The sequence below is a fragment of the Yersinia massiliensis CCUG 53443 genome (assembly GCF_000312485.1).
GTDB classification, from domain to species: Bacteria; Pseudomonadota; Gammaproteobacteria; order Enterobacterales; family Enterobacteriaceae; genus Yersinia; species Yersinia massiliensis.
The window spans coordinates 594,635-619,592 of record NZ_HE997643.1; the positions used below are offsets into that span (position 1 = coordinate 594,635).

A 24,958-nucleotide genomic window follows, 5' to 3' on the forward strand; every position below is an offset into this window, starting at 1 on the left:
ATCTTGCTTAAATCCCTTCACCCTGAAAGGGATTTATTATTTCTGGGTTATGATTCTTTTGGTGTATAAATCATCATCAAGTGTCTTCGGCGGAGCCTAATCCATGTCAGCAGCAAAAATCAGTGCGTGTCTCTTGGTATCCGGCGGTCTTTTAGGCTATTTGGGGGCCTATTGGCAGTCAAAGTCATTGTTGATTGCGGCGGGCATTGCTTTACTCGCCGGTATCATTGCCTCTGCTTTCACTGACCGCATTCGATTTACCGATGAGGATCGTCGCTGTAAATAGTGGGTACGGTTGGTGCTTTCAGCGTCGTCCGCTGGCCAATAAAGGGTGCGATACTATGCACAATCATACCGACAATCACCAAGCCTATCCCTAACAGGGATAATCCTGAGGGCAATGCTGCGGCTAACCAAAGCATTTCACCCAACAAAGCAAAAAGCACTTCACCTGATTGGGTTGCTTCGACGGCAGCCAGCTTCGAATAATCTTGCTTGACCAAATTGGTGGCTGCAAAAAACAGCAATGTCGCGATGACCCCTGAGAATAAGGCCACCAGCAAGGATTGATTGACTTGCATCTGTGAAGGCCAGCCCGTTTGCGACCATCCGTAGTACGACAATAATAACCAAAAAGGCAAACTGGCGAGTGTCATATTGAGTACGCGCTGTAAGGTATCAACATCCCCCTGACATATATCCATCATTTTGCGATTACCCAATGGATACATAAACGCTGCCAATGTGACTGGCAACACGCACCATAACATTTGTTGCAGATTCAGCGCCTGCGCGTGTTGCCACTGCATCAAACTCACACCAATTAAAATCAATAGTGACCAACGCAGGCCTTTGAATGGAATCTTTCCACGCACAGATTTCAACCCGTCGGGTGTCGATATCTCACGCTTAAACAGTGGGGCCAACAGTGAGCCCGCAATAATGGTAATTTGCCATGAACCTGCCACGAGCCAGCCTTCCCCATAGGCCCCAGCCAGACTAATGGGGGCATAAAACAGGCCAAACCCAACGGTACTCCACAGTAAATAACCCCGCCAATATTGGCGCAGATGTTTTAAACTTTGGCTTAATTGACCGCGTAATAACACCAAGAGCAATAGCATCGGTGCCATAAAAATAAATCTCAGCGACGCGCTCCAAATCCAACTCCCCCCGCCTAGATCCATGGAACGGTTAAGAATAAAAGTAAAAGCAAAAAAGAAAGAAGCGGCAAGGCCATAATAAATCGCGCGCATTAGCATCACTTGGTCACACAGAAAGGAATAAAACAGGAATATCGATAATTGCCGTTGGCGTCAAGTGCTACGCTACACGGGGTGCGCCGCAGGTGGGTTTCAGGTATAATATGCGCCGCGCTGGAAACCAGGCGCTCGGAATATCCGTTCTATTGCGTGATGAATTATTGCGGTAAGTCTTCTAATCGCCAAAATAACCCATTGAGCAGTAACACAATACTTATCAGTAACCTCTTTGAAAGACAGGAACGTACACCATGCCAGTGTTACATAACCGAATTTCTAATGAGGAACTTAAAGCGCGCATGTTGGCTGAAACCGAACCGCGCACCACAGTTTCTTTTTATAAATATTTCTCGCTAGAAGATGCTAAAACCTTCCGCGATAGCCTCTATAGCCAATTTGTTAAACTCGGTGTCTTTGGCCGTGTTTATGTGGCGAAAGAGGGGATCAATGCGCAAATCAGTGTACCTGCTAACCGCTATGACGAATTTAAAATTGCGCTGTTCGCCTCACATCCTGCACTGGATCAAGTGCGATTAAATGTGGCCCATGAAGATGACGGTAAGTCATTTTGGGTACTGCGGATGAAAGTTCGTGAGCGCATCGTCGCTGACGGTATTGATGATGATAGCTTCGATCCCAGCAATGTCGGGCATTATCTGAAAGCGGACCAAGTCAATCAGATGATTGATGACCCAGATACCCTGTTTGTCGACATGCGTAACCATTATGAGTATGAAGTGGGCCATTTCGAAAACGCGATTGAGGTCCCATCAGATACCTTCCGTGAGCAACTGCCAATGGCGGTTGATATGCTGCAACATGACAAAGATAAAAATATTGTGATGTACTGCACCGGCGGGATCCGCTGTGAGAAAGCCAGCGCCTATATGCTGCACAACGGTTTTAAAAATGTGTATCACGTTGAAGGCGGCATCATCGAATATGCCCGTAAAGCGAAAGAACAAGGTTTACCACTGAAGTTTATTGGTAAAAACTTTGTTTTTGATGAGCGCATGGGGGAGCGAATTTCTGATGATGTCATCGCTCATTGCCATCAGTGCGGTACAGCTTGCGATGCACATACTAATTGTAAGAATGATGGTTGCCACTTACTGTTTATTCAGTGTCCAGCTTGTGCAGCTAAATTTGAAGGTTGCTGCAGTCAGATATGCCAAGAAGAATTAAAATTGCCGCAGGAAGAACAACGCTCTCGCCGAGCAGGGCGTGAAAACGGCATTAAGATTTTTAATAAGTCAAAAGGACTATTGCAAACAACCATGCATATTCCAATGCCAGAAAAGGCTCCGGCTAATAAAGAGTGATGCCTAATTAATCTGGTTATTTACCTGTGAGCAGTACTATTAAATCAAGACGTTGTCGGTTATTTTATTCGACAGCGTCTTTTTTTGCCATTTGAGTAATGGCGATTCCAAAACAAGGATCGATAATGAAAACACCTATGGTAGGCAACCAAGGGTTACGGCTTGTTGCGATGTTAGCAATGCTGGTGGTCATTATGGCGGGCATTAAGGCTGCATCGCCTATTGTTGTGCCATTTTTACTGGCGATCTTCCTCGCTATTGTACTGAATCCGTTAGTGAAATTGCTTGAGAAAATAAGAATTCCCCGCACGTTGGCTATTGTCTTATTAGTGACGTTGATTATTTTACTGATGGCACTTCTTTTCAGCCGGTTAGGTTCTTCATTAAATGAATTTGCCCGCTCATTACCGCAATATCGTGGCATGATGCTGGAAAAAATGCGTGACCTGCAAGAATTTGCTATGCGCTTTAATATCGAATTCTCGGTAGATGACATCATGAAACATGTTGATCCCAGTATGGCGATGAACTTTGTTACTCGGTTGCTTAGCCATCTTTCTGGTGCAATGGCGAGCACATTCTTGTTGTTAATGACTGTGGTCTTTATGTTATTTGAAGTCGAACGACTGCCTTATAAAATGCAGTTGATGTTTGACAACCCAGAACAAGGTAATGCCATTCTCAAACGTGCATTGAATGGTGTCACCCATTATCTCGTGATTAAAACAATTATTAGTATTGCGACGGGGATTGTTATCTGGCTATTTTTGGCTGCGATGGGGGTTAGATTTGCCTTCCTATGGGGGCTGTTGGCCTTTGTCTTGAATTACATACCTAATATAGGCTCAGTGCTTGCCGCTATTCCTCCCATCGTTCAGGCGATGCTATTTAATGGCTTTGGCGATGCGCTTGCCGTGACTAGCGGTTATATCCTGATAAACTTGATTGGCGGTAATATCATCGATCCACGCATGATGGGCCGCGGCTTGGGTCTATCGACATTGGTGGTGTTCTTATCCTTGATTTTCTGGGGCTGGCTATTAGGGCCGATAGGTATGCTGCTCTCAGTGCCTTTAACCATTATTGCCAAGATTGTGCTTGAGTTAACGCCTGCAGGCTATAAATTTGCAGTTTTGCTGAGTGATGGCAAACCCGCCAAAGTTGAGTAAATAAAACGCGAAAATATCGGCTGAGGGCCTTGGGTAAATAGCTACTTATAGGTCCTCAGACGAAGATAGATAGGGATGGGCAGTGAAACAGATTAGTAGAAAAAGAAATAAATATCTAAAGCCAATAAAATCAACCATAAGCAGATATAGAGCAACAGATGTTCTCGTACGTTATTGATAACTATCGAGAGCAATTTATTTAACATTCTGACTGCCTGCGGCTAAAATTTTTGCCCATTATAGGGAGTTTAACTTTAGTAAACAATAAGCTAGCCGAGTAAATTCATGTGTTTGGAAAGGGCGATGTGCAAAGACGGATGGGTATAATTATAAAAATAAAAATCTAATAGGTAGAAATATGGATAGGGCATATTAAAAATTTAAATTCAGCGTCAATTTAATCTCTTCTAAATCGTCGATTCCGCTCTAATAATATGATTTCGGCTGTGTTTTTTTGCATTAAAGCAGCGTACACATCGATTGCCTTAGCTAATGATGATGTGTACTAGATGCTCTAACGATTACATTAATAGCGAGTTTCAATATAGATATTTAAACACATTATAAATAAAGCATAATTCCAATCTGTTTCTAACTTTTATTTTTTCCGTAATATGCCGCTTATGTGAATATACCGTACTATCACTGATATTCAATTTACGAGCGATACGATAATTTGGCATTTCCATCATCCAGTAGCACATCACTTTGTGCTCTTGCGGGCTGAACAACGAGGTTGGATAGGATGTATGTGGTTGGTTTATATCATTTGAAATATCAGAGACTTTTTGTAGCAACTCTGGCAAATGTCTTTTTGCCAGAATTGAAACTGAATTCGTTAGAGCAATGGGCGTTTCACTGAATGGATAAGAGGCATCCAGATAAATATAAATCTTAGCATGACCGCAACAAGCTAAAAATTGCTCGAGTAATGGGCAGTGCCCACCGAACCGACAATATTTAGTGAGGTTGATAAATATTATATCTGGAGCGAAATCTTGGATTGATAACGTTGCTTTCTCAACAGTGGGTAAATCCATTAAGTTAAGCGATGCTGTGCTATTAAAATAAGTGTTTACACCGTATCGGGTATAATAGCATTCATCAATAATTAATATTCTCATGTGACATAATCCTTGTCTAACTGCAACCGTACCTGGCTGCATACAAGGATAAGTTAATCCTGAGTGGCCTAAAACGTCAACTCGATAATATCGATTGATTCTGACGGAAATGACGAACAAATATTCACCCATCATTAATGTGGCGATATTTTATATCATAAAATGAGTGATTATCTATATAAATATAACTTTGCGATCAATTTATTACTTAATTGATCGCAACTAAAAAAGCCTGATAAATGAGCGGTTACAAAGCTAACTTTTCTCGAATCGAGAAAGAGAAAAAGCTGAAATATCAATGGATGACGACTTATTTTGCGCGAAGAGAGCGGCAACTTCACCCAATGCTGTAGCAAATTTAAACCCGTGACCGCTTAGCCCCGTCACGACCATGATGTCTTTATTATCGGGCAGTGTATCAATGATGAAGTCTTCATCTGGGCTCATGTCATAACTGCATGCAGCACCACGAAGGCACACACCCACACCCGGTAAAAAATTGCGTAAAAAATCAAAAACTTCTGTGCCATCTTCTGCATAGCGGCCAAAGGGTTTACGCTGCACAGCCGATTCGATAGGCTGCCCACCATTATGCTTACCGAGTTTTAGTTCGTCATTCTGTGAGGGAAAACCATAGTAATGAATGTTATCTGGTGTTTCGACGGTAAATGCGGGGAAACGGTTCCCCTCACTGTAGCGGCCATCGGCATGGTGCCAAGAGAAAACTTTGCGTATTGTCGTCACGGGTAATGTAGGAAGTAGCTCTTTAACCCAAGTCCCGGCAGTGACGACAACCTTTTTGGCACTATAGGTACCATCAATAGTCACCACATCAATCCCTTCATTTGTCGGTTCAATCGCGGTAACAGGACAATTGAACAGGATGCCACAACCGGCCTCAGTGACGGCTTTAATCAGTGTTTTTATCGCAAGCTCAGAGCGCAGGAAGCCTGCTTGTGGCTCGAATACGCCGACGTAATTATCGGGTATGGTAAATACCGGCCATTTTTGACGGACCTGTTCTGCCGTTAACATCTCGACTGGCAAATTATACTGCCGCGCGCTGAGCTGCGCATTTTGCAGGAAAGTGGAGTTATCAGGCCCCAAATTAAGCACGCCGCTAGCCTGAAATAACGCCTCGCCAGTTTGGGCCGAGAGTTGATTCCAAAGCGCCTGAGCACGTAAGACTAAAGGGACATATTTCTCGCCCTCGCCATACGCATGACGAATGATTCGTGTGTCTCCGTGGTGGCTACCGGCTTGATGAGGTGGCATTGCACTGTCAATCATGAGTACCTTTAAACCGGCCTGTGTCGCGTAATAACCTGCGGCAGAACCCACCGAACCACTGCCAATGACAATCAAATCATAATCCATATTGTGTACCCTTGAGGATTTCGCTTCTATTTTATTCAATCTATTTTGACGCGGTTACGAGTAATTATCGTGGTCATTGCATGCACTATTAAATTTAACCGGGCGACAGAGACAATAGAAATTAAGACGATAGTAATAACACGGGAGTGAGGGGAGAAAAAGGGATGTGAACGTTAAAGCGATGGAAGTGGTTAATAAAAAGGCACCAAGTGATATTCACTGGTGCCTGTTTTTGCGAGTACTGAAAATAAGTGAATGGACAAAAATTAATGCTTCCGGTGATCAAGAACTTGATATTCTGATGACTCAATTTTAGCGATGCCTGCTTCTAAAATATTGATTAATTGGCGAGCAACATCAGTTGTCAACCAAAGCGTTCTATCAACAAGTGCATTTTCTGGCAGTTGATCCATAGAAGACAGGTAATGAAGACGTATCATCATCGCGTCGTATGCATCTACCGTGCTGATATCCCAACCTACAAGCGGGTGAGTCTGAATAACTTCATCATTTCTGTCCATAAAGACCCCTTATATAGTAGTTACTGACTGGAGTGACTAACGAGGATCAATGCGGCTCATTATCATGTGAGCTTTTTCAGTATACGCAACAGGTAACCAATTTGGTGATTATCCACGAATCTTTACAAATTATTTTTTTATTGATGATAAATTCTATAAAAAACGCGGGACATAAGAGATGGTGCAGAAATAAGGCTGAGAAGTGAGTATAAAAAAGCCGAGGAGCGACTCCCCGGCAAAAAACAGCATTCTTGTGGGTTAGTTTGCGTCAAACCAGTCGTCAGCGCTTTCCCATATTTCTTGTAATATTTCAGAGATCAGATCTTTGTCAGTTTTAGCCCCACCTAAAACAGAAAGATTATTTGCACTGGCATAGCGAACTTGCACACTCGTTGTTGTGTCTGGGAATTTCGCTTCCAGTTGTTTGCTTAATTCATTGGTTAGCGCTTCGATAGCACCTGCGGGTAACTGATTTTTCTTATCAATGCTCACTTCAACACGCATATATGGCCCTCCGAATATTCATACTGGTTATTTATACAGTATGAATATTCGAGTTGCAAGTGACTGATCCAAAAATCTTCGAAGCAGTAAAAAGCCCGTTAATGGACCTCAGCTTTTTACTGACCAGTTGATCGTCTGACCTGCGAGATAAGGAACGATGGACTCATTCCCTAACGTGATCTCTTCTGGTTGTTGGAAGGGGCTGCGAACCAACTCAACATAATCGTCGTTTACTGGCAGGTCATAGAAACGCGGGCCATTTAACGAGCAGAATGCCTCTAAATGTTGTAGCGCGTTCAGTTCCTCAAACACAGTTGCATAAGCTGGCAGTGCTGATGGTGCGTTAAACACACCTGCGCAGCCACAGGATGACTCTTTGCGGTGTTTGGCATGAGGTGCAGAGTCAGTGCCTAGGAAGAATCTATCGGAGCCACTGGCGACCGCTTGACGCAGCGCTTCCTGATGAGTGCTACGTTTCAGTATTGGTAGGCAGAAGAGATGAGGACGAATCCCACCAACCAGCATGTGGTTACGGTTAAACATCAGGTGCTGTGGGGTGATGGTCGCACCAAGGAAACGATTGCCTGCCAGCACATAATCGGCGGCATCTTTGGTCGTAATATGCTCAAAGACAATTTTTAGCTCGGGGAAATGACGGCGTATTGGTTCCATGGCTTGGTCAATAAACCGCGCTTCGCGATCAAAGATATCCACTGCAGCGTCGGTGACTTCGCCGTGAATAAGCAGTGGCATGCCCATCTTTTGCATTTGCTCAAACAAGGGATATATCGCCGGGATATCAGATACACCATGATTCGAGTTTGTGGTGGCATTAGCCGGATACAGTTTCGCTGCGGTAAACACACCTTGCTCATAGCCAGCGGTCAGCTCATTGATATCAAGTGAGTCGGTGAGGTAACAGGTCATCAACGGCGTAAATTTATGCCCTGCTGGCACGGCTGCCAGAATACGATCCCGATACGCAATAGCACTGGATACGGTAGTAATAGGGGGGGCTAGATTCGGCATGACAATCGCTCTGGCAAACACCTCGGAGGTATAAGGCAGCACGGTACTGAGCATTTCGTCATCACGTAAGTGAATATGCCAGTCATCTGGGCGGCGAATTTTCAGGGTTTGAGGTTGTGCAGTCATTCAACGGGCTCCGCAGTCATGATGAGATTTCGGTTTTTTGTGCTGTTTCCGGCGGGGTGTAAGAATAAGCGGAAAGTGCACAAGATGCATCTGATTGTTAGGGGTAAGTTGAAAACTTTGCTTAGAGTGAGTTGAAAATAATGTAAAAAGGGCATCTTATAGACGGGCTATGGATAGAAGCACCCCAAAAATGAGCGGTTGATTAGCCGCAAAATACACGAATTGAATGTACTGTATGGGAGAAATACGATGGAAGTCCGTGTCATTGCCAGCTTAGTGGCTAAACCTGAGTTTGTGAATGAAGTCAAAGAAGCTGTTCTTCAGGTGATAGAACCAAGTCGTGAGGAACAGGGGAATCTGCAATATGACCTCCATGCTGAATATGGTCAAAATGGTTCTTTCGTCTTCTTTGAACGTTGGGAGTCTGATGCAGCATTAGACAAACATAATAAAACTCAACATTTCGGCGATTTCGTAAAATCGATAGAAGGTAAGTTGGAAAGTATTGAAATAAAGAAAGTAAAACAGATTGCCTGATAGCTGACATTAGCGCCCAAGAAAAACCCGCCGAAGCGGGTTTTTTTAATGCTAGTGATTAATGCGATTGCATTTATTCGACTGATTGCGGTTTTGTCGCTGGTGCTGTTGCCTGAGTCACAGCCGCGTGGCCACCTGCAGATCCTTTTCCTGAGAAATCAAAGGCCGGACGTTCCCAAGAACCTTTGGTTTGCGCTTCTGGTGCATAATCAGGTGCTGGTGCTTTGGTCATCGGTGCTGACGCAAAATGCTTGAATAGTACGCCCTCAGGATGAGCAACAACAGGCTGTGGAACCGCAGTCACGACAGCTTCAGTAGTATTAGTCGCTTCAGGTGCCATTGCTTCAGCAGTAACATCAGCTTCAACGTCGATAGGCTCTTTAACCTGCTCTTCATTGATAACTGGCTTAGCGACAATCGGTTCATCGACAATTGGTTCATCGACAACCGGCTCATCAACAACCGTTTCCTCAACAACCGTTTCCTCAACTGCCACTTCGGTAACGGGTGCTTCCGCAGCAGTTACTTCAACAGCGGTTGGTTCAACAACCTCAACGTTTTCAGGCTGGTTTTCTTCAACTGTTGCATCTGGCACGATGGTGTTTTCGATAACGGCTTCTGCTGCGATAACATCTTCGACAGTAGGCGCGGTTTCATTCACCTCGATAGCTTCATTTGCTTCGATAGGCTCAACTGCTGCAATAGCTTCAGTGTCTACGACCGGCTCAGCGATGATTGCTGGGGTGACAATCGGTGCACGGCCTGGAACGGCTGCGGCTGAAGATGCAGAACCGCCTTGTCTATGCTGCGAAACTGGTGCTGCAGCGGTTGCCGTCGCAACAATTGGCGCTGCTATGATTGCAGTCGGGACATTTACCGCAGTTTCAGCATGGGGCGCTTCTTCCTCGACCTTAGCTGCTTCAACGACCGCTGTGTCTATCGGTGTAATTTCTACCACTGTAGCTTCTACCGCTGTAACTTCTACCGGCGCAACGTCTGCCGTCGCAGCGTCTACCGTAGTTGCAGCGATTGCGATTGGCGATTGCTCTTCAACCGGATTTTCTACAAAAGCGGCTTGTTCAAATGGTTGAGCGACCGGATAACGTACCCACACCTTACCTGATGCCATTTCTGGTGAAGCGAAAGCGCCAGCCAGAGGCATTGCAGATTGGGTAGGATAACGCTCATCACGATAACGGCGACGACGCTGACCACTAACACGCAAATGGCGAGGTGAACGGCGGGAACGACGAGGCATTCCATTTTCGTTATTGCCATTACGGTCATTCGTTGCGTCGTCATCAGCAGCAGTCACTTGAGGTAGTAACTTCACTTCTTCCTGCACAGCAGGTACAGGCAAATTAGCCACAGGCGTGCTAGCAGGGGCTACCTGTAAGGTATTTTCCTGATTATTCAGCTCATCGTTCGCCGATTGAATACGGACTTTCTGATTCAACTGGCGGCGCTGACGACGTTGCATAGCCTGCTGACGTTCTTCTTGCTCAGGCTGCGCTTCATCGACATTAACAGCAGAAACATCAACATTAGCTTTAACATCTTGCTGTGTTTGACGTTTGTCATCTTGACGACGGCGCTGGCGATCACCGCGACGTTGCGGCTGATCTTCACGTTGCTCGTTATTGCTGTCAACAACGTCATTTGATGCTTGCGATGCTGTTGCCTGCTGAGCTGGGCGACGGTTATTACGACGCTGATCATCACGACCTTCGCGATGACTATTGTCGCGGCTGCTGTTGTCACGGCTATTGTTGTCACGAGAGTTGCTGTCACGGCTGTTATTGTCACGAGAGCTGTTATCACGAGAATTATTGTCGCGAGAATTGCTGTCACGGTTGCCGTTATCACGACCTTCACGTGGTGTACGGTCCCCACGATCTTTACGCCCATTGTTTTGGCGACGTGGATTACGGCGATCATTACGACGATTATCACTTGCTTCGGTTTTCTCAACTTCAACCGGTTTAACTTCGGCTTCAGGTGATGCACCAAAGATACCCTTCAGCCCGGTGAGCAAACGGCTAAAGAAGCCTGGTTGTTCAGCAGTCGCTGAGGTAGCAGCTTGTGACACCGCAGCAGGTTTAGTGGCGGCGGTCGCCGGTGTTGATTCCGGTGGTACTTCAGTCGGCAGAGAGAACGTCGCCAGTGCAGGCTGCTCTGGGCGCTTACGTTCAATCGTAGTTTCTTCCTGCGGCTGCGCCATTTCTGCTTCATGCAGTTGTGGCAGCAGATAGCTCAGGGAAGGAACTTCCTCGCCTTTACGTACCCGAAGAACAGAATAGTGCGGGGTTTGCATCTGATCGTTTGGCACGATCACTGCACGCACACCACCTTGACGCTTTTCAATGGCATTAACGGATTCACGTTTTTCGTTTAGCAGGTACGACGCAATTTGTACCGGCACGATGGCATGAACTTCATGGGTGTTTTCTTTCAGCGCTTCTTCTTCAATCAGGCGCAAAATAGAGAGTGACAGGGATTCGTTATCACGAACAGTACCCGTGCCGCTACAACGTGGGCACACGTGGTGACTTGATTCACCCAGCGATGGGCTGAGGCGTTGGCGGGACATTTCCAGTAAACCGAAACGGGAGATGCGGCCAATCTGGATACGCGCGCGGTCTTGACGAACAGCATCGCGTAAACGGTTTTCAACTTCACGCTGATGACGCACAGGGGTCATATCGATGAAGTCGATAACAATCAGACCACCTAAGTCACGTAAACGTAACTGACGAGCAATTTCATCAGCGGCTTCAAGGTTGGTATTGAAGGCTGTTTCTTCGATATCACCACCGCGGGTTGCTCGTGCGGAGTTAATATCAATCGCGGTCAAGGCTTCGGTGGTATCGATAACGATAGAACCGCCGGATGGCAAACGCACTTCACGTTGGAATGCCGATTCAATCTGCGATTCAATTTGATAATGGCTAAACAGAGGGATCTCACCACTGTAGAGCTTAATTTTGCTGCTGAAATCGGGGCGACCTAATGCGGCGATATGTTCTTTTGCCAACTCGAGTACTTTCGGGTTGTCGATCAGAATTTCACCGATATCTGGGCGCAGATAATCACGGAAAGCACGGACAATCACGTTACTTTCTTGATGGATCAAGAAGGGCGCAGGGCGACCTTCTGCGGCTTTTTTAATCGCATCCCAGTGCTTCAGACGGAATGATAAGTCCCATTGCAGCGCATCAGCCGATTTACCAACACCAGCAGTACGGACAATCAGACCCATGCCATCAGGCAACTGTAGAGAGGATAGGGCTTCTTTCAATTCAGTGCGGTCGTCACCCTCGATGCGGCGAGAAATACCACCTGCACGCGGGTTGTTTGGCATCAGAACTAAATAACTGCCAGCCAAGCTGATGAAAGTGGTGAGTGCAGCACCTTTATTGCCACGCTCTTCTTTATCAACTTGAACAATAACTTCTTGGCCTTCGCGCAACACATCTTTGATGTTTGGGCGGCCATGGGAGGAATAATTACTAGGGAAATATTCGCGAGAAATTTCTTTTAGGGGAAGGAAACCGTGTCTTTCAGCGCCATAATCAACAAAAGCAGCTTCTAAACTGGGTTCGATTCGGGTGATTTTACCTTTGTAAATATTCGCTTTTTTCTGTTCATGGCCTGGACTTTCAATATCCAAATCATACAGCCGCTGTCCATCTACAAGGGCAACACGCAACTCTTCTTGCTGAGTTGCGTTAATCAACATTCTTTTCATCTTAACTTACTCGTTATTTTTACATTGGCGTTAGAACTGCGGGCAAAATAACCTCATGGTCGGGTAAACCGATGACCCCGAGTCTTCTAGCAAAGCCGTCAACCTCACGGTTGTCGCCTGCATAGGGGCGCATTATTTCGGTAAGCCTGTGTTTCGTTCTGAAAAACAGCACTTTTATATAAAGGGTCGCTTCTGAATATAAGACAACAGAGCGTTACCCACTAGCCGACCAAGCTGCAACCCGCAGCCCGCTAATTGCTTGATTTCACATTACGTCTTACGCCATTGCTGCGTTTTTGTGTGATCAGGCAAATTTTTATATTCCACAAGTCTCTTGGTCTAACGAGAATCAACGCAGAATTAGTGACATTATTCCATTGCTGACACTGATATAGCAAGATGACTTTACCTGTCTACATAAAGATTCTTTTACTGTTATCACAGTGTTTGCGGCTATCGTTGTCTTATTAAACAATAAATGCACGCAAACGATATCTCTAATTAGTCAGAATGACAGTTAAGCACATAAAAAGGGGTGGCGCTAATTCCTCGGTGTATTTAGAATCGCGCACCATGAAAACGAATAATCCAGCAGTACAATTAATCACCATCTCTGCCGATGAAGCAGGCCAGAGGATAGATAACTTTTTGCTTACCAAATTGAAGGGTGTGCCAAAAAGTATGATCTACCGTATCGTGCGTAAAGGTGAGGTTCGCGTGAATAAGGGCCGTATTAAGCCAGAATATAAATTGGCTGACGGTGATGTGGTGCGTGTTCCTCCAGTACGTGTTGCTGAGCGCGAAGAGGTCCAAGTTTCTGCGAAGCTTGATAAAGTTGCGGCGCTGGCCGATTGCATTCTATTCGAGGATGATTATCTCTTAGTGCTGAATAAGCCTTCAGGCACAGCAGTACACGGCGGCAGTGGTTTGAGTTTCGGCGTGATTGAGGCATTACGAGCATTGCGCCCTGAAGCCCGTTTTCTGGAGCTAGTTCACCGCCTAGACCGCGATACTTCCGGTGTCTTGTTGGTCGCTAAAAAACGCTCTGCGTTGCGCTCTTTGCATGAGCAGTTGCGTTTAAAAGGAATGCAGAAGGACTATTTAGCGCTTGTGCGCGGTCAGTGGCAGTCTCACTGCAAAGCGGTACAAGCACCTTTGCTGAAAAATATCATGCAAAGTGGCGAACGTGTGGTGAAGGTTAGCAGTGAAGGTAAACCTTCAGAAACACGGTTCAAAGTGGAAGAACGTTTTGAGCATGCGACGCTGGTTAAAGCTAGCCCCATTACAGGTCGGACTCATCAGATTCGTGTTCATGCGTTACATGCAGGGCACCCAATAGCTTTTGATGACCGCTACGGTGACCGTGAGTTTGATCAGCAATTGCAGGGAACAGGTCTGCATCGTTTATTCTTGCATGCTGCGGCTTTACGTTTTGAGCACCCAAATACCGGTGAAACAATGCGTATTGAGGCCCCTCTCGATAATCAGTTACGTCATTGCTTACTGATATTGCGCAAAAAAATGGCAGTTTAATATGGGCGCATGAGAAAATTGCCATTCGTCATTTTTTTCAAAACACTCACGTTCTAACATCATTATTAAACATTTATTGTTAAATAGTGATGTTAGAAAAATTTGCCTACAGTAATGGATTTATCCCTTGTTCAATTAACATTTGGGTGAGGGCAATGAGCGGCAGGCCGATTAAGGTATTTGGGTCACGGCCCGACAACCGTTCAAATAATGTGATACCCAACCCTTCACTTTTAAAACTACCGGCACAATCCCACGGTTGCTCTCGCGTTAAATAGCCATTTATTTCGGCTTCGCTTAAGATTCGAAAATAAACATCAAAGGTTTCGCAAACACAATTGACGTGACCTGTTGCGGTGTTGACTAGCGCCAGTCCGGTATAAAAAGTGACACATTGCCCACTGGCTTGCTGTAATTGTTTCAGCGCATTTACATGGTTATGGGGCTTTCCGACGATTTTATTGTTAATGACGCACACTTGATCTGAACCAATAATCACATGTTGTGGGTAACATTCAGCCAGTGCTTGGGCTTTGGCGAGCGCCAATCGCTGCACCAGCGCATCAGCCATTTCTCCCCCCAAGGGTGTTTCATCGGCCTTTGGCGCTGCGCTAATAAAGGGCAATTGCAGTTTTTCGAGCAGGGCGCGACGATAAGAAGACGTTGAGGCTAGAACAAGTTGCGGCATAATATTTTCCATAAACCGTGGCGAAATTTAATCAGGCATCTTAAACTGTCCGCCGCTTCGGAAGCGAATATTGGTGAAAGGTGCGGTAAAACGGCCTTTTTCTTTGACTCTATGTCGTTACAAAGTTAATATGCGCGCCCTATGCAAAAGGTAAAATTACCCCTGACCATTGATGCGGTTCGTACCGCTCAGAAACGTTTAGACTACGCAGGTATCTATTCGCCTGAGCAGGTTACACGAGTAGCCGATTCAGTGGTAAGTGTGGACAGCGATGTCGTGGCCTCATTATCGTTTAATATCGATAATCAGCGCCTGGCGGTTATTACAGGTCATGCGGATGTCGATGTCACATTGATGTGCCAGCGCTGCAATAACACGTTTGCACACCATGTTCATACAACGTATTGTTTTAGCCCGATCGTCAATGATGAGCAGGCTGAAGCATTACCGGAAGCGTACGAGCCGATTGAAGTCGACGAATTTGGCGAAGTTGATCTGCTGGCAATGATTGAAGACGAAATTATTCTTTCACTGCCTGTCGTTCCGGTACATGATTCTGAACACTGTGAAGTGTCCGAGGCGGACATGGTATTTGGTAAACTGCCTGCAGAGGTGGAGAAACCTAATCCATTTGCCGTATTAGCCAGTTTAAAGAAAAGTAATTAAGGAGTAAGGTCAATGGCCGTACAACAGAACAAACCAACTCGTTCCAAACGTGGCATGCGCCGTTCACACGATGCGCTGACCACTGCCACTCTGTCTGTGGACAAAACTTCCGGTGAAACTCACCTGCGTCACCACATCACAGCCGACGGTTTCTACCGTGGCCGCAAGGTTATCGGCTGAGTAGTACTTGCTAATCTTTAGCAAGGCGATACCTTGACTTGTCTAACCCTGGCGTTAGATGCAATGGGTGGGGACTTCGGTCCCTGCGTCACAGTGCCTGCTTCATTGCAGGCACTGGCCTCTAATCCACAGCTAAAACTCTTGCTGGTCGGGAATCCCGACACTCTCAATCCGTTACTTGTCAATGCCACTCCTTTGTTGCTGGAGAGGTTACAAGTGATTCCTGCTGAGCATGTTATTGCCAGCGATGCTAAACTCTCACAAGCCATTCGTGCCAGCCGCGGGACTTCTATGCGTATCGCATTGGAGCTGGTCAAAAACGGTGATGCCCAAGCTTGTGTTAGTGCAGGGAATACCGGGGTATTGATGGGGTTGGCGAAGATGATGCTTACGCCACTGGACGGAATAGAACGCCCAGCGCTGATGACTGTCATTCCTAACCAACAGCGTAGTAAGACTGTGGTATTAGATTTAGGCGCTAACGTTGAATGTGATAGTACAATGTTGGTGCAATTTGCTGTCATGGGATCGGTGATGGCAGAAGAAGTTGTTGGAATAACGAACCCACGTGTTGCTTTGCTCAATATCGGCGAAGAGGAAACTAAGGGGCTAGATAATATCCGCGAAGCCGCCGCAGTATTAAAAAATACACCGGCAATCAATTATATTGGCTATCTGGAAGGCAATGATTTGCTGACTGGAAAGACTGATGTAATGGTTTGTGACGGCTTCGTGGGTAACGTCACTCTAAAGACCATGGAAGGTGTGATAAGAATGTTCTTGTCACTGCTCAAATCATCGGGCGAAAGCGGTAAGCAATCCTGGTGGCTTAAACTCATTGGGCGTTGGCTGCAAAAACGTGTGGCAAAGCGGTTCGGTCATTTGAACCCCGACCAGTATAATGGTGCATGTCTGTTAGGATTACGGGGCATCGTAATCAAGAGCCACGGTGCGGCGAATCAACGCGCATTTGCCGTCGCCATCGAACAGGCTGTGCAGGCGGTGCAGCGGCAAGTTCCTCAACGAATTGCCGCGCGCCTTGAAGCGGTATTACCCAAGAGTGACTGATCGTACATGTATACTAAGATTCTCGGTACGGGGAGTTATCTGCCCGTACAAGTGCGCAGTAATGCTGATTTAGAAAAAATGGTGGATACGTCGGACGAGTGGATTGTCACTCGGACAGGTATTCGTGAGCGGCGTATCGCTGGTCTGGATGAAACAGTGGCGACTATGGGTTTCCACGCGGCTGAAAAAGCGCTGGAAATGGCTGGCATCGATAAAAACGACATCGGGCTGATCATTGTTGCGACCACTTCCTCAAGTCATGCTTTCCCAAGCTCTGCCTGTCAGGTGCAGCAAATGCTGGGCATCAAAGATGCTGCTTCTTTCGATCTGGCTGCGGCCTGTGCAGGTTTCACCTACGCATTGAGCGTTGCAGATCAGTATGTCAAAAGTGGTGCGGTCAAGCATGCCATCGTTATCGGTTCAGATGTATTATCACGCGCACTGAATCCAGAAGACCGTGGCACAATTATTCTGTTTGGCGATGGCGCTGGCGCTGTCGTCTTGGGCGCATCTGAACAACAGGGCATCATTTCGACCCATCTGCATGCTGATGGTCGTTATGGCGAATTACTCGCATTGCCGTATCAAGATCGCCAACAGCAAGATCAACCTGCCTACGTGACGATGGCAGGGAATGAAGTCTTTAAAGTGGCAGTGACTGAGCTTGCTCACATAGTGGATGAGACATTGCAGGCCAATAATCTGGATCGCTCAGCGCTGGATTGGCTGGTGCCGCATCAAGCCAACCTGCGTATTATTAGCGCAACGGCTAAAAAGCTCGGCATGGGGATGGATAAAGTGGTGATCACGCTTGATCGTCACGGCAACACCTCTGCGGCATCGGTACCTGCGGCGTTAGATGAAGCAGTACGAGATGGCCGCATTCAACGCGGGCAGTTAGTGTTGTTGGAAGCATTTGGCGGCGGCTTCACTTGGGGCTCTGCGTTGGTTCGTTTTTAAGCCTATAGCGATTCTTTTGATTTAACAGGAATGCAGAATGTCGAAATTTGCAATGGTATTTCCAGGCCAAGGGTCTCAATCCCTCGGCATGCTGGCTGATTTGGCCGCACAATTTCCGATAGTTGAAGCAACCTTCAGTGAAGCATCATCGGTCTTGGGTTACGATTTGTGGCAGTTAGTGCAGCAAGGCCCAGCAGAAGAACTGAATAAAACGTGGCAAACACAACCTGCATTGTTGACGGCATCCGTTGCTATCTGGCGTGTTTGGCAGCATCAAGGTGGTAAACTGCCTACGTTGATGGCTGGCCATAGCTTGGGTGAATACTCAGCGTTGGTTTGTGCGGGTGTACTGGATTTCAAACAGGCGGTCAGTCTGGTTGAATTGCGCGGTAAACTCATGCAAGAAGCCGTACCTGAAGGTACGGGTGCGATGTACGCCATTATTGGTCTGGATAATGAATCCATTGCCAAAGCCTGTGAAGAATCCGCTCAAGGGCAGGTTGTTTCACCGGTCAATTTTAACTCACCAGGTCAAGTGGTGATTGCAGGTAATAAAGAGGCCGTAGAACGCGCGGGCGCAGCGTGTAAAGCGGCGGGGGCAAAACGAGCCTTACCTTTGCCTGTCAGCGTACCGTCCCACTGTGCGTTGATGAAACCTGCCGCCGATAAGCTGGCAGAAGCACTGGAAAATATTGAATTCCAGGCACCTATTTTCCCTGTTGTGAATAACGTAGATGTGAAAACTGAAGTGTCACCAGAGGCTATCCGTAGCGCATTGGTGCGTCAGCTATATAATCCGGTACGTTGGACTGAGACTGTTGAATTTATTGCAGCAGAAGGCGTTGAGCTGCTGTTAGAAGTTGGGCCTGGTAAGGTTTTGACTGGCTTAACTAAGCGTATCGTTGACACGTTAGCCGCAGCACCAGTAAACGATGTGGCAACACTGACGAACGCGCTTGAAAACTAAAATAGAGGATAACATGAGCTTCGAAGGAAAAATTGCGCTGGTAACAGGCGCTAGCCGCGGTATTGGCCGTGCGATTGCAGAATTATTGGCTGAACGTGGTGCCCGTGTTATTGGTACAGCGACGAGTGAAAAGGGTGCAGAAGCAATTAGCGCCTATCTAGGCGACTCTGGCAAAGGTTTAATGCTGAATGTCGTGGATCCTGCATCAATCGAGTCTGTTTTGGCAACGATTCGTGCGGAATTTGGCGAAGTTGACATTTTAGTGAATAATGCAGGTATTACGCGTGATAACCTGCTGATGCGTATGAAGGACGAAGAGTGGCAAGATATTATTGACACCGATCTGACTTCCGTGTTCCGCCTGTCAAAAGCGGTAATGCGAGCTATGATGAAAAAGCGTTTTGGGCGTATCATCACCATCGGGTCTGTAGTGGGGACAATGGGCAATGCGGGGCAGGTTAACTACGCGGCAGCTAAAGCGGGTCTGATCGGTTTTAGCAAGTCTTTGGCGCGTGAGGTTGCTTCACGTGGCATTACTGTCAACGTTGTGGCACCTGGCTTTATTGAGACAGACATGACGACGGCGTTGACAGATGATCAACGCGCAGGCATTTTAGCCCAAGTACCAGCTAACCGGCTTGGGCAAGCTAAAGAAATCGCCAGCGCTGTTGCATTTTTAGCCTCTGACGAGGCCAGCTATATCTCTGGTGAAACGTTACATGTCAATGGCGGCATGTATATGATTTAAAAATCACGAAAGTATTTGCATTTTTTGAGGTGAAAACCGCAAAATAGCATAAAATCGTGGTTCGACCAGCCGAGATTTAGTTGCATCTTTTTCAACATTTTATAAACTACGAAAACCATCGCGAAAGCGAGTTTTGATAGGAAATTTAAGAGTATGAGCACTATCGAAGAACGCGTTAAGAAAATCATCGTTGAACAACTGGGTGTTAAAGAAGACGAAGTGAAGAACAGTGCTTCTTTCGTTGAAGATCTTGGCGCGGATTCTCTGGACACCGTTGAGCTGGTAATGGCTCTGGAAGAAGAATTTGATACTGAGATTCCAGACGAAGAAGCAGAAAAAATCACTACTGTTCAGGCAGCTATTGATTTTATCAACGCTAACCAGCAGTAAGCGTACATGCTTTAAGTTTAGATAGTTAGGCGGTCACTCGACCGCCTAAGTTTTTTTTGTCCTAAGTGTTATTTTCCCTCCCTGGAGGACAACCGTGTCTAAGCGTCGAGTTGTTGTGACTGGACTGGGCATGTTGTCTCCTGTCGGTAATACAGTCGAATCCACATGGAAAGCTGTTCTTGCCGGGCAGAGTGGCATCAGCCTGATCGACCATTTCGATACTAGTGCCTATGCAACGCGATTTGCTGGCTTAGTGAAAGATTTTAATTGTGAAGATTACATTTCGCGTAAAGATGCACGCAAAATGGATGCCTTCATTCAGTACGGTGTTGCTGCTGGCATGCAAGCCATGCAAGACTCCGGACTCGAAGTCACAGAGGCCAATGCTTCTCGTATCGGGGCCGCTATTGGCTCGGGTATTGGTGGCTTGGGTTTGATTGAGGAAAACCACACTTCACTGGTGAACGGTGGCCCTCGTAAAATCAGCCCCTTCTTCGTGCCTTCAACTATCGTGAATATGATTGCTGGCCATTTGACCATTATGTATGGTCTGCGTGGACCAAGCATCTCTATTGCGACAGCATGTACTTCTGGTGTGCACAACATCGGCCACGCGGCACGTATCATTGCTTACAATGATGCAGATGTCATGGTGGCGGGTGGGGCTGAAAAAGCCAGTACACCATTAGGTGTCGGTGGTTTTGGCGCAGCACGTGCGTTGTCTACCCGTAACGATAACCCACAGGCCGCTAGCCGCCCATGGGATAAAGACCGTGATGGTTTCGTGCTGGGTGATGGTGCAGGCATGATGGTACTGGAAGAGTACGAACATGCGAAAAAACGTGGCGCGAAAATCTATGCAGAAGTGGTTGGGTTTGGGATGAGCAGCGATGCCTATCATATGACCTCGCCACCGGAAGACGGTTCTGGCGCAGCGCTGGCAATGGTCAATGCATTACGTGATGCAGGTGTGACGACTGCTCAAATTGGTTATATCAATGCTCACGGCACATCGACCCCTGCTGGCGATAAAGCCGAAACGCAGGCGGTTAAGTCTGTATTTGGTGAAGATGCCCGTAAAGTGATGGTCAGTTCCACCAAATCCATGACTGGGCACTTGTTAGGTGCTGCCGGTGCGGTTGAATCTATCTTTACTGTGCTGGCGCTACGTGATCAAGCCATACCTGCAACCATTAATCTGGATAACCCAGATGAAGGTTGTGACTTGGACTATGTACCACATGAAGCCCGTCAGGTTAAAGAGATGGAATACACGCTGTGTAATTCCTTCGGCTTCGGTGGCACAAACGGCTCTTTGGTTTTCCGTAAGATTTAGCCTTAGCCACTAAGCTAATGCTGCATAAAAGGCCCGGATTTCCGGGTCTTTTATTAGGTACAACGCCATGACCTATAACATCCCTCAATAATAATTGTCTCAGTTCTGAAAACATCACAGGCTTAAATCTGATACTGTCAGATGACAAACTATCGCATCCCATTTAAAGAGAATCTGAATGTTCTGGATTAATGGTGTAGAGCAAAATTTGATTTCCGCGTCTGACCGCTCGGTGCAGTTTGGTGATGGCTGTTTTACGACGGCAAGGGTTTGTGATGGGCGAGTGGTCTGGCTGGATAAACACATATTACGTTTGCAGCAGGCGACCGAACGCTTACTGATGCCGACGGTAAACTGGAATGCATTGACTCAAGAAATGGTTGAGGCGGGAAGCCACACCGAGGAAGGCGTGCTGAAGGTGATTATTAGTCGGGGGAGCGGCGGACGAGGTTATAGCGGTGCGGCATGTCAGCATCCTACGCGGATTATTTCTCTTAGTGATTATCCTGCCCAATATCATAACTGGCGTGAGCGAGGTGTCTCATTGGCGCTCAGTCCAGTGCCCTTGGCGCGCAACCCATTGCTGGCGGGTGTGAAACACCTCAATCGTCTGGAACAAGTCCTGATTCGCGCACATCTTGAGCGCACAATGGCTGATGAGGCGCTGGTACTTGACACTGAAGGCATGCTGGTGGAATGCTGTGCGGCTAATTTATTTTGGCGTCGAAAAGAGGTGATATTTACGCCTGATCTCAGTCTGTCGGGTGTTGATGGCATCATGCGCCAGCAGATTATGTCTTGCCTTAGCGCCCATGGCCGGCGGATAGAGATTGTTTCACAACCGCCAAACGTTTTGGCTGATGCAGATGAAGTGATGATATGTAATGCGCTGATGCCGCTTTTACCGGTCAATCGCGCGGATAACTGGGTATACCATTCGCGTCAGTTGTTTGATTTTTTGAGTCAGCACTGTTGTGACATATAAATGGCTCATTATTATCCATTTATGAATACGATTAATTTGAAGATGACTGTCCGATGAAAATAAAACGTACCAGAGTAATAATCCTGTTTGTAGTGATCTGTGTGGGATTACTGCTTACTGGCTATCAGGCAGTGCAACGCTTTGCAAATCAGCCATTGGCGATTACGCAAGAAACCTTCTTTAAGCTTCCGGCCGGAACGGGGCGGGTCGCATTAGAGAATCTGTTGCAACGTGACCATCTGATTAAAAATACGCGCTTATTCCCTTGGCTGTTGCGTATCGAGCCTGAGTTAGCCCAATTCAAAGCGGGGACTTACCGTTTTACCCCTGGTATGACGGTTCGAGATATGCTGCAACTACTCGCTAGCGGCAAAGAAGCTCAATTTACCGTACGCTTTATCGAAGGTAAGCGGTTGCGTGATTGGATGGATGAGTTACAACAGTCAAAATACGTGAGGCATGTGTTGGCGGGAAAGAGTGATGCTGAGATTGCCAAACTATTGGGATTGAAAGACAGTGAACATCCTGAAGGTTGGCTCTATCCCGACACCTATTCTTACACTGCCGGCACCACTGATCTGGCATTACTGAAACGTGCTCATGTGAAGATGGAGAAAACGGTTGATGAAATCTGGCAAGGGCGAGACAAGTCATTGCCTTACAAAATGCCGGGTGAGCTAGTTACGATGGCATCCATCATCGAAAAAGAAACCGCGGTAAATGAAGAACGGACCAAAGTGGCATCGGTGTTTATCAACCGTCTGCGTATGGGTATGCGCCTACAAACAGACCCAACAGTCATTTATGGCATGGGCGATAATTATAACGGCAACATTAGCCGTAAAGACTTAGATACTCCGACACCTTATAATACTTACGTTATTTCCGGTCTACCGCCGACGCCGATCGCCATGCCGGGGCTGGCATCGTTGACCGCTGCTGCGCATCCAGCGAAAACTGCTTACCTGTATTTTGTGGCAGATGGCAAGGGCGGGCATACTTTTACCACCAATTTAGCCAGTCATAACCAAGCGGTGCGAGTCTATCGTCAATCGCTAAAGGATAAAAATGAACAGTAAATTTATCGTTATTGAAGGGCTTGAAGGGGCAGGGAAAACCACCGCCAGAGATGTCGTGGTTGCCACACTACGTGCCCAAGGGATTAACGATATTGTTTTTACCCGTGAACCGGGTGGAACTCCATTGGCCGAAAAACTGCGTGATTTGATTAAGCAAGGCATTGACGGTGAAGTTTTGACGGATAAAGCGGAAGTCTTGATGCTGTATGCCGCGCGTGTGCAATTAGTTGAAAACGTCATTAAGCCCGCGCTTTCGCGTGGTAGCTGGGTGGTGGGTGACCGCCATGATTTGTCATCACAGGCGTATCAAGGGGGAGGGCGTGGGATTGACAGCCAACTGATGACCTCATTGCGTGATACCGTGCTGGGGACATTTCGCCCCGACCTGACGCTATATTTGGATCTCCCTCCTGTAGTGGGGTTGGCGCGCGCCCGTGCGCGTGGCGAATTGGATCGTATTGAACAAGAGTCGCTGGCCTTTTTTGAGCGCACGCGTGAGCGATATCTGGCTTTGGCTGCTGCGGACCCGAGCATCAAAACTATTGATGCCTCGCAACCACTTGAGAAAGTGAGTGAATCTATCCGCCGCGAGCTGAGTCAATGGCTACTCAGCCAGGAAAAGCTGCAATGAAATGGTATCCATGGCTGACAGTGCCTTACCGTCAGTTAATCGGGCAACATATCGCTGGGCGTGGACACCACGCCTTGTTGCTACATTCTTTACCGGGTAATGGTGACGACGCACTCATTTACGGCCTAAGTCGTTGGTTAATGTGCCAGCATCGGCAAGGTGAGAAAACTTGTGGTGAATGCCATAGCTGCCGGTTGATGTTGGCGGGTAATCATCCTGACTGGTATGTGTTAGAGCCAGAGAAAGGTAAAAGCAGCATTGGCGTTGAGTTAGTACGCCAACAGATTGAAAAACTCTATTCTCACGCACAGCAAGGCGGCGCGAAAGTGGTGTGGTTACCTCACGCTGAACGACTAACCGATGCCGCAGCAAATGCCTTGTTGAAAACGCTGGAAGAACCCCCGGAGAAGACCTATTTTCTGCTCGATTGTCACCAGCCCGCGAGCTTATTAGCCACTTTACGTAGCCGCTGTTTTTACTGGTTCTTAGCTTGTCCTGAGACCGCACTCAGTTTGCAATGGCTTCAACGGCAAATTCCAACTGAACCCGTTGCGGCGCTGGCCGCGCTTAAACTGAGTGAAGGCGCACCGTTAGCGGCAGAACGTTTGCTTCAACCGGAGCGTTGGTCGATACGTACGACTTTGTGTGATGCACTAAGCCATGCGTTGAACAGTATGGATTTATTGTCGTTACTACCGCAACTGAACCATGATGATGTTGCTGAACGTTTACAATGGATCTCTTCGTTGCTACTGGATGCTCTGAAATGGCAACAGAGCGCAAGTGAGTTTGTGGTCAATCAAGATAGGCTCCCGTTGGTACAGCAATTAGCCCAGCTCGCGATCACGCCACTATTATTGCAATTAGCAAAACAGCTAGCGCAGTGCCGCCATCAATTATTATCCGTGGTGGGTGTTAACCGTGAGTTGTTGCTCACCGAGCAATTACTTAATTGGGAAACCGCCCTGACCACTGGCACTTATGCCACCTTACCTACGTTGTAAAAGA

26 protein-coding genes are annotated in these 24,958 nt (G+C 46.9%); 17 read left to right on the forward strand and 9 right to left on the reverse strand.

All coding sequences use genetic code 11. The features are described 5' to 3' along the window. Positions 1-103 precede the first annotated feature (103 nt). Positions 104-286: a hypothetical protein gene (locus tag BN68_RS02620; RefSeq protein ID WP_019209592.1), complete on the forward strand. Its 183-nt coding sequence runs from the start codon at positions 104-106 to the stop codon at positions 284-286. Here BN68_RS02620 and BN68_RS02625 read toward each other — a convergent pair. Beyond that, positions 258-1,256 carry a DMT family transporter gene (locus tag BN68_RS02625; protein WP_019209593.1) on the reverse strand — a complete coding sequence of 333 codons (999 nt, stop codon included), beginning with the start codon at positions 1,254-1,256 and terminating at the stop codon, positions 258-260. The two genes, BN68_RS02620 and BN68_RS02625, sit on opposite strands and share 29 nt — an antisense overlap. Before the next feature lie 257 nt (positions 1,257-1,513). Here BN68_RS02625 and trhO point away from each other — a divergent pair, with 257 nt between their 5' ends. Both trhO and BN68_RS02635 read left to right on the forward strand, forming a co-directional pair. Further along, entirely contained in the window at positions 1,514-2,584 is a 1,071-nt protein-coding gene (trhO, locus tag BN68_RS02630) for an oxygen-dependent tRNA uridine(34) hydroxylase TrhO (protein WP_019209594.1), read from the forward strand. Positions 2,585-2,709: 125 nt separating this feature from the next. Beyond that, complete coding sequence (locus BN68_RS02635; protein ID WP_019209595.1) at positions 2,710-3,753, forward strand: AI-2E family transporter; 1,044 nt, start codon at positions 2,710-2,712, stop codon at positions 3,751-3,753. A gap of 92 nt (positions 3,754-3,845) precedes the next feature. Here the strand turns inward: BN68_RS02635 and BN68_RS23140 are convergent, their stop codons facing one another. From BN68_RS23140 to pyrC, 6 genes are all read right to left on the reverse strand, one after another. Continuing rightward, positions 3,846-3,959, reverse strand: coding sequence for a DUF2770 family protein (locus tag BN68_RS23140; protein WP_049605264.1), 114 nt, complete (start codon positions 3,957-3,959; stop codon positions 3,846-3,848). Between the two features lie 333 nt (positions 3,960-4,292). Next, positions 4,293-4,877, reverse strand: coding sequence for a LuxR C-terminal-related transcriptional regulator (locus BN68_RS02640; protein WP_019209596.1), 585 nt, complete (start codon positions 4,875-4,877; stop codon positions 4,293-4,295). A 255-nt stretch (positions 4,878-5,132) separates the two neighbouring features. Next, on the reverse strand, positions 5,133-6,254 hold the full coding sequence (gene solA, locus BN68_RS02645) for an N-methyl-L-tryptophan oxidase (protein WP_019209597.1): 1,122 nt from the start codon (positions 6,252-6,254) through the stop codon (positions 5,133-5,135). A gap of 266 nt (positions 6,255-6,520) precedes the next feature. Next, positions 6,521-6,775: a biofilm formation regulator BssS gene (bssS, locus tag BN68_RS02650; RefSeq protein WP_019209598.1), complete on the reverse strand. Its 255-nt coding sequence runs from the start codon at positions 6,773-6,775 to the stop codon at positions 6,521-6,523. Between the two features lie 258 nt (positions 6,776-7,033). Continuing rightward, on the reverse strand, positions 7,034-7,279 hold the full coding sequence (gene dinI, locus BN68_RS02655; RefSeq protein ID WP_019209599.1) for a DNA damage-inducible protein I: 246 nt from the start codon (positions 7,277-7,279) through the stop codon (positions 7,034-7,036). A gap of 108 nt (positions 7,280-7,387) precedes the next feature. Further along, entirely contained in the window at positions 7,388-8,434 is a 1,047-nt protein-coding gene (gene pyrC / locus BN68_RS02660) for a dihydroorotase (RefSeq protein WP_019209600.1), read from the reverse strand. 249 nt (positions 8,435-8,683) lie between these two features. Here pyrC and BN68_RS02665 point away from each other — a divergent pair, with 249 nt between their 5' ends. Further along, positions 8,684-8,971, forward strand: coding sequence for a putative quinol monooxygenase (locus BN68_RS02665; RefSeq protein ID WP_019209601.1), 288 nt, complete (start codon positions 8,684-8,686; stop codon positions 8,969-8,971). A gap of 73 nt (positions 8,972-9,044) precedes the next feature. Here BN68_RS02665 and rne read toward each other — a convergent pair whose 3' ends face one another. Then, positions 9,045-12,719, reverse strand: coding sequence for a ribonuclease E (gene rne, locus BN68_RS02670; protein WP_042806377.1), 3,675 nt, complete (start codon positions 12,717-12,719; stop codon positions 9,045-9,047). A 573-nt stretch (positions 12,720-13,292) separates the two neighbouring features. Between rne and rluC the strand changes: the two genes are divergently transcribed. Then, complete coding sequence (gene rluC, locus BN68_RS02675; protein ID WP_019209603.1) at positions 13,293-14,252, forward strand: 23S rRNA pseudouridine(955/2504/2580) synthase RluC; 960 nt, start codon at positions 13,293-13,295, stop codon at positions 14,250-14,252. Between the two features lie 106 nt (positions 14,253-14,358). Here rluC and BN68_RS02680 read toward each other — a convergent pair whose 3' ends face one another. Beyond that, positions 14,359-14,940: a Maf family protein gene (locus BN68_RS02680; RefSeq protein ID WP_019209604.1), complete on the reverse strand. Its 582-nt coding sequence runs from the start codon at positions 14,938-14,940 to the stop codon at positions 14,359-14,361. 141 nt (positions 14,941-15,081) lie between these two features. Between BN68_RS02680 and yceD the strand changes: the two genes are divergently transcribed. The 12 genes from yceD to holB all read left to right on the forward strand — a co-directional run bounded on the left by yceD (position 15,082) and on the right by holB (position 24,954). Beyond that, positions 15,082-15,606 carry a 23S rRNA accumulation protein YceD gene (gene yceD, locus BN68_RS02685; protein ID WP_005273034.1) on the forward strand — a complete coding sequence of 175 codons (525 nt, stop codon included), beginning with the start codon at positions 15,082-15,084 and terminating at the stop codon, positions 15,604-15,606. Between the two features lie 12 nt (positions 15,607-15,618). Beyond that, a complete protein-coding gene (gene rpmF / locus BN68_RS02690) occupies positions 15,619-15,786 on the forward strand; it encodes a 50S ribosomal protein L32 (RefSeq protein ID WP_002210931.1) in 168 nt (55 codons plus the stop codon). Between the two features lie 33 nt (positions 15,787-15,819). Continuing rightward, positions 15,820-16,854, forward strand: coding sequence for a phosphate acyltransferase PlsX (gene plsX / locus BN68_RS02695; protein ID WP_071822384.1), 1,035 nt, complete (start codon positions 15,820-15,822; stop codon positions 16,852-16,854). Between the two features lie 6 nt (positions 16,855-16,860). Next, on the forward strand, positions 16,861-17,814 hold the full coding sequence (locus BN68_RS02700; RefSeq protein WP_019209606.1) for a beta-ketoacyl-ACP synthase III: 954 nt from the start codon (positions 16,861-16,863) through the stop codon (positions 17,812-17,814). 37 nt (positions 17,815-17,851) lie between these two features. Beyond that, positions 17,852-18,781, forward strand: coding sequence for an ACP S-malonyltransferase (fabD, locus tag BN68_RS02705; RefSeq protein WP_019209607.1), 930 nt, complete (start codon positions 17,852-17,854; stop codon positions 18,779-18,781). A 13-nt stretch (positions 18,782-18,794) separates the two neighbouring features. Beyond that, positions 18,795-19,529 (forward strand): 3-oxoacyl-ACP reductase FabG, encoded by a 735-nt coding sequence (gene fabG / locus BN68_RS02710; RefSeq protein ID WP_019209608.1) that lies wholly within the window; start codon positions 18,795-18,797, stop codon positions 19,527-19,529. Positions 19,530-19,682: 153 nt separating this feature from the next. Further along, entirely contained in the window at positions 19,683-19,919 is a 237-nt protein-coding gene (acpP, locus tag BN68_RS02715) for an acyl carrier protein (RefSeq protein ID WP_002220787.1), read from the forward strand. 94 nt (positions 19,920-20,013) lie between these two features. After that, positions 20,014-21,255: a beta-ketoacyl-ACP synthase II gene (gene fabF, locus BN68_RS02720; protein ID WP_042806378.1), complete on the forward strand. Its 1,242-nt coding sequence runs from the start codon at positions 20,014-20,016 to the stop codon at positions 21,253-21,255. A gap of 178 nt (positions 21,256-21,433) precedes the next feature. Next, positions 21,434-22,240 carry an aminodeoxychorismate lyase gene (gene pabC / locus BN68_RS02725; protein WP_019209610.1) on the forward strand — a complete coding sequence of 269 codons (807 nt, stop codon included), beginning with the start codon at positions 21,434-21,436 and terminating at the stop codon, positions 22,238-22,240. A gap of 53 nt (positions 22,241-22,293) precedes the next feature. After that, the gene (gene mltG / locus BN68_RS02730) at positions 22,294-23,319 is read left to right on the forward strand and encodes an endolytic transglycosylase MltG (protein WP_019209611.1); all 1,026 of its coding nucleotides are present in this window, start codon (positions 22,294-22,296) and stop codon (positions 23,317-23,319) included. Further along, entirely contained in the window at positions 23,309-23,950 is a 642-nt protein-coding gene (gene tmk / locus BN68_RS02735) for a dTMP kinase (protein ID WP_019209612.1), read from the forward strand. The genes mltG and tmk overlap by 11 nt, the downstream gene beginning before the upstream one ends. Continuing rightward, positions 23,947-24,954, forward strand: coding sequence for a DNA polymerase III subunit delta' (gene holB / locus BN68_RS02740; RefSeq protein WP_019209613.1), 1,008 nt, complete (start codon positions 23,947-23,949; stop codon positions 24,952-24,954). The genes tmk and holB overlap by 4 nt, the downstream gene beginning before the upstream one ends. Positions 24,955-24,958: the final 4 nt, after the last annotated feature.

Excerpts from the sequence above, each read along its gene's own strand:
- BN68_RS02665 (WP_019209601.1), top strand. The coding sequence starts at position 8,684 with ATGGAAGTCCGTGTCATTGCCAGCTTAGTGGCTAAACCTGAGTTTGTG.
- pabC (WP_019209610.1), top strand. The coding sequence starts at position 21,434 with ATGTTCTGGATTAATGGTGTAGAGCAAAATTTGATTTCCGCGTCTGAC.
- acpP (WP_002220787.1), top strand. The coding sequence starts at position 19,683 with ATGAGCACTATCGAAGAACGCGTTAAGAAAATCATCGTTGAACAACTG.
- BN68_RS02700 (WP_019209606.1), top strand. The coding sequence starts at position 16,861 with ATGTATACTAAGATTCTCGGTACGGGGAGTTATCTGCCCGTACAAGTG.
- fabG (WP_019209608.1), top strand. The coding sequence starts at position 18,795 with ATGAGCTTCGAAGGAAAAATTGCGCTGGTAACAGGCGCTAGCCGCGGT.
- rpmF (WP_002210931.1), top strand. The coding sequence starts at position 15,619 with ATGGCCGTACAACAGAACAAACCAACTCGTTCCAAACGTGGCATGCGC.
- BN68_RS02635 (WP_019209595.1), top strand. The coding sequence starts at position 2,710 with ATGAAAACACCTATGGTAGGCAACCAAGGGTTACGGCTTGTTGCGATG.
- pyrC (WP_019209600.1), bottom strand. The coding sequence starts at position 8,434 with ATGACTGCACAACCTCAAACCCTGAAAATTCGCCGCCCAGATGACTGG.
- rne (WP_042806377.1), bottom strand. The coding sequence starts at position 12,719 with ATGAAAAGAATGTTGATTAACGCAACTCAGCAAGAAGAGTTGCGTGTT.
- holB (WP_019209613.1), top strand. The coding sequence starts at position 23,947 with ATGAAATGGTATCCATGGCTGACAGTGCCTTACCGTCAGTTAATCGGG.
- BN68_RS23140 (WP_049605264.1), bottom strand. The coding sequence starts at position 3,959 with ATGTTAAATAAATTGCTCTCGATAGTTATCAATAACGTACGAGAACAT.
- rluC (WP_019209603.1), top strand. The coding sequence starts at position 13,293 with ATGAAAACGAATAATCCAGCAGTACAATTAATCACCATCTCTGCCGAT.
- BN68_RS02680 (WP_019209604.1), bottom strand. The coding sequence starts at position 14,940 with ATGCCGCAACTTGTTCTAGCCTCAACGTCTTCTTATCGTCGCGCCCTG.
- tmk (WP_019209612.1), top strand. The coding sequence starts at position 23,309 with ATGAACAGTAAATTTATCGTTATTGAAGGGCTTGAAGGGGCAGGGAAA.
- fabD (WP_019209607.1), top strand. The coding sequence starts at position 17,852 with ATGTCGAAATTTGCAATGGTATTTCCAGGCCAAGGGTCTCAATCCCTC.
- BN68_RS02620 (WP_019209592.1), top strand. The coding sequence starts at position 104 with ATGTCAGCAGCAAAAATCAGTGCGTGTCTCTTGGTATCCGGCGGTCTT.
- bssS (WP_019209598.1), bottom strand. The coding sequence starts at position 6,775 with ATGGACAGAAATGATGAAGTTATTCAGACTCACCCGCTTGTAGGTTGG.
- BN68_RS02625 (WP_019209593.1), bottom strand. The coding sequence starts at position 1,256 with ATGCGCGCGATTTATTATGGCCTTGCCGCTTCTTTCTTTTTTGCTTTT.
- mltG (WP_019209611.1), top strand. The coding sequence starts at position 22,294 with ATGAAAATAAAACGTACCAGAGTAATAATCCTGTTTGTAGTGATCTGT.
- BN68_RS02640 (WP_019209596.1), bottom strand. The coding sequence starts at position 4,877 with ATGAGAATATTAATTATTGATGAATGCTATTATACCCGATACGGTGTA.
- trhO (WP_019209594.1), top strand. The coding sequence starts at position 1,514 with ATGCCAGTGTTACATAACCGAATTTCTAATGAGGAACTTAAAGCGCGC.
- yceD (WP_005273034.1), top strand. The coding sequence starts at position 15,082 with ATGCAAAAGGTAAAATTACCCCTGACCATTGATGCGGTTCGTACCGCT.
- dinI (WP_019209599.1), bottom strand. The coding sequence starts at position 7,279 with ATGCGTGTTGAAGTGAGCATTGATAAGAAAAATCAGTTACCCGCAGGT.
- solA (WP_019209597.1), bottom strand. The coding sequence starts at position 6,254 with ATGGATTATGATTTGATTGTCATTGGCAGTGGTTCGGTGGGTTCTGCC.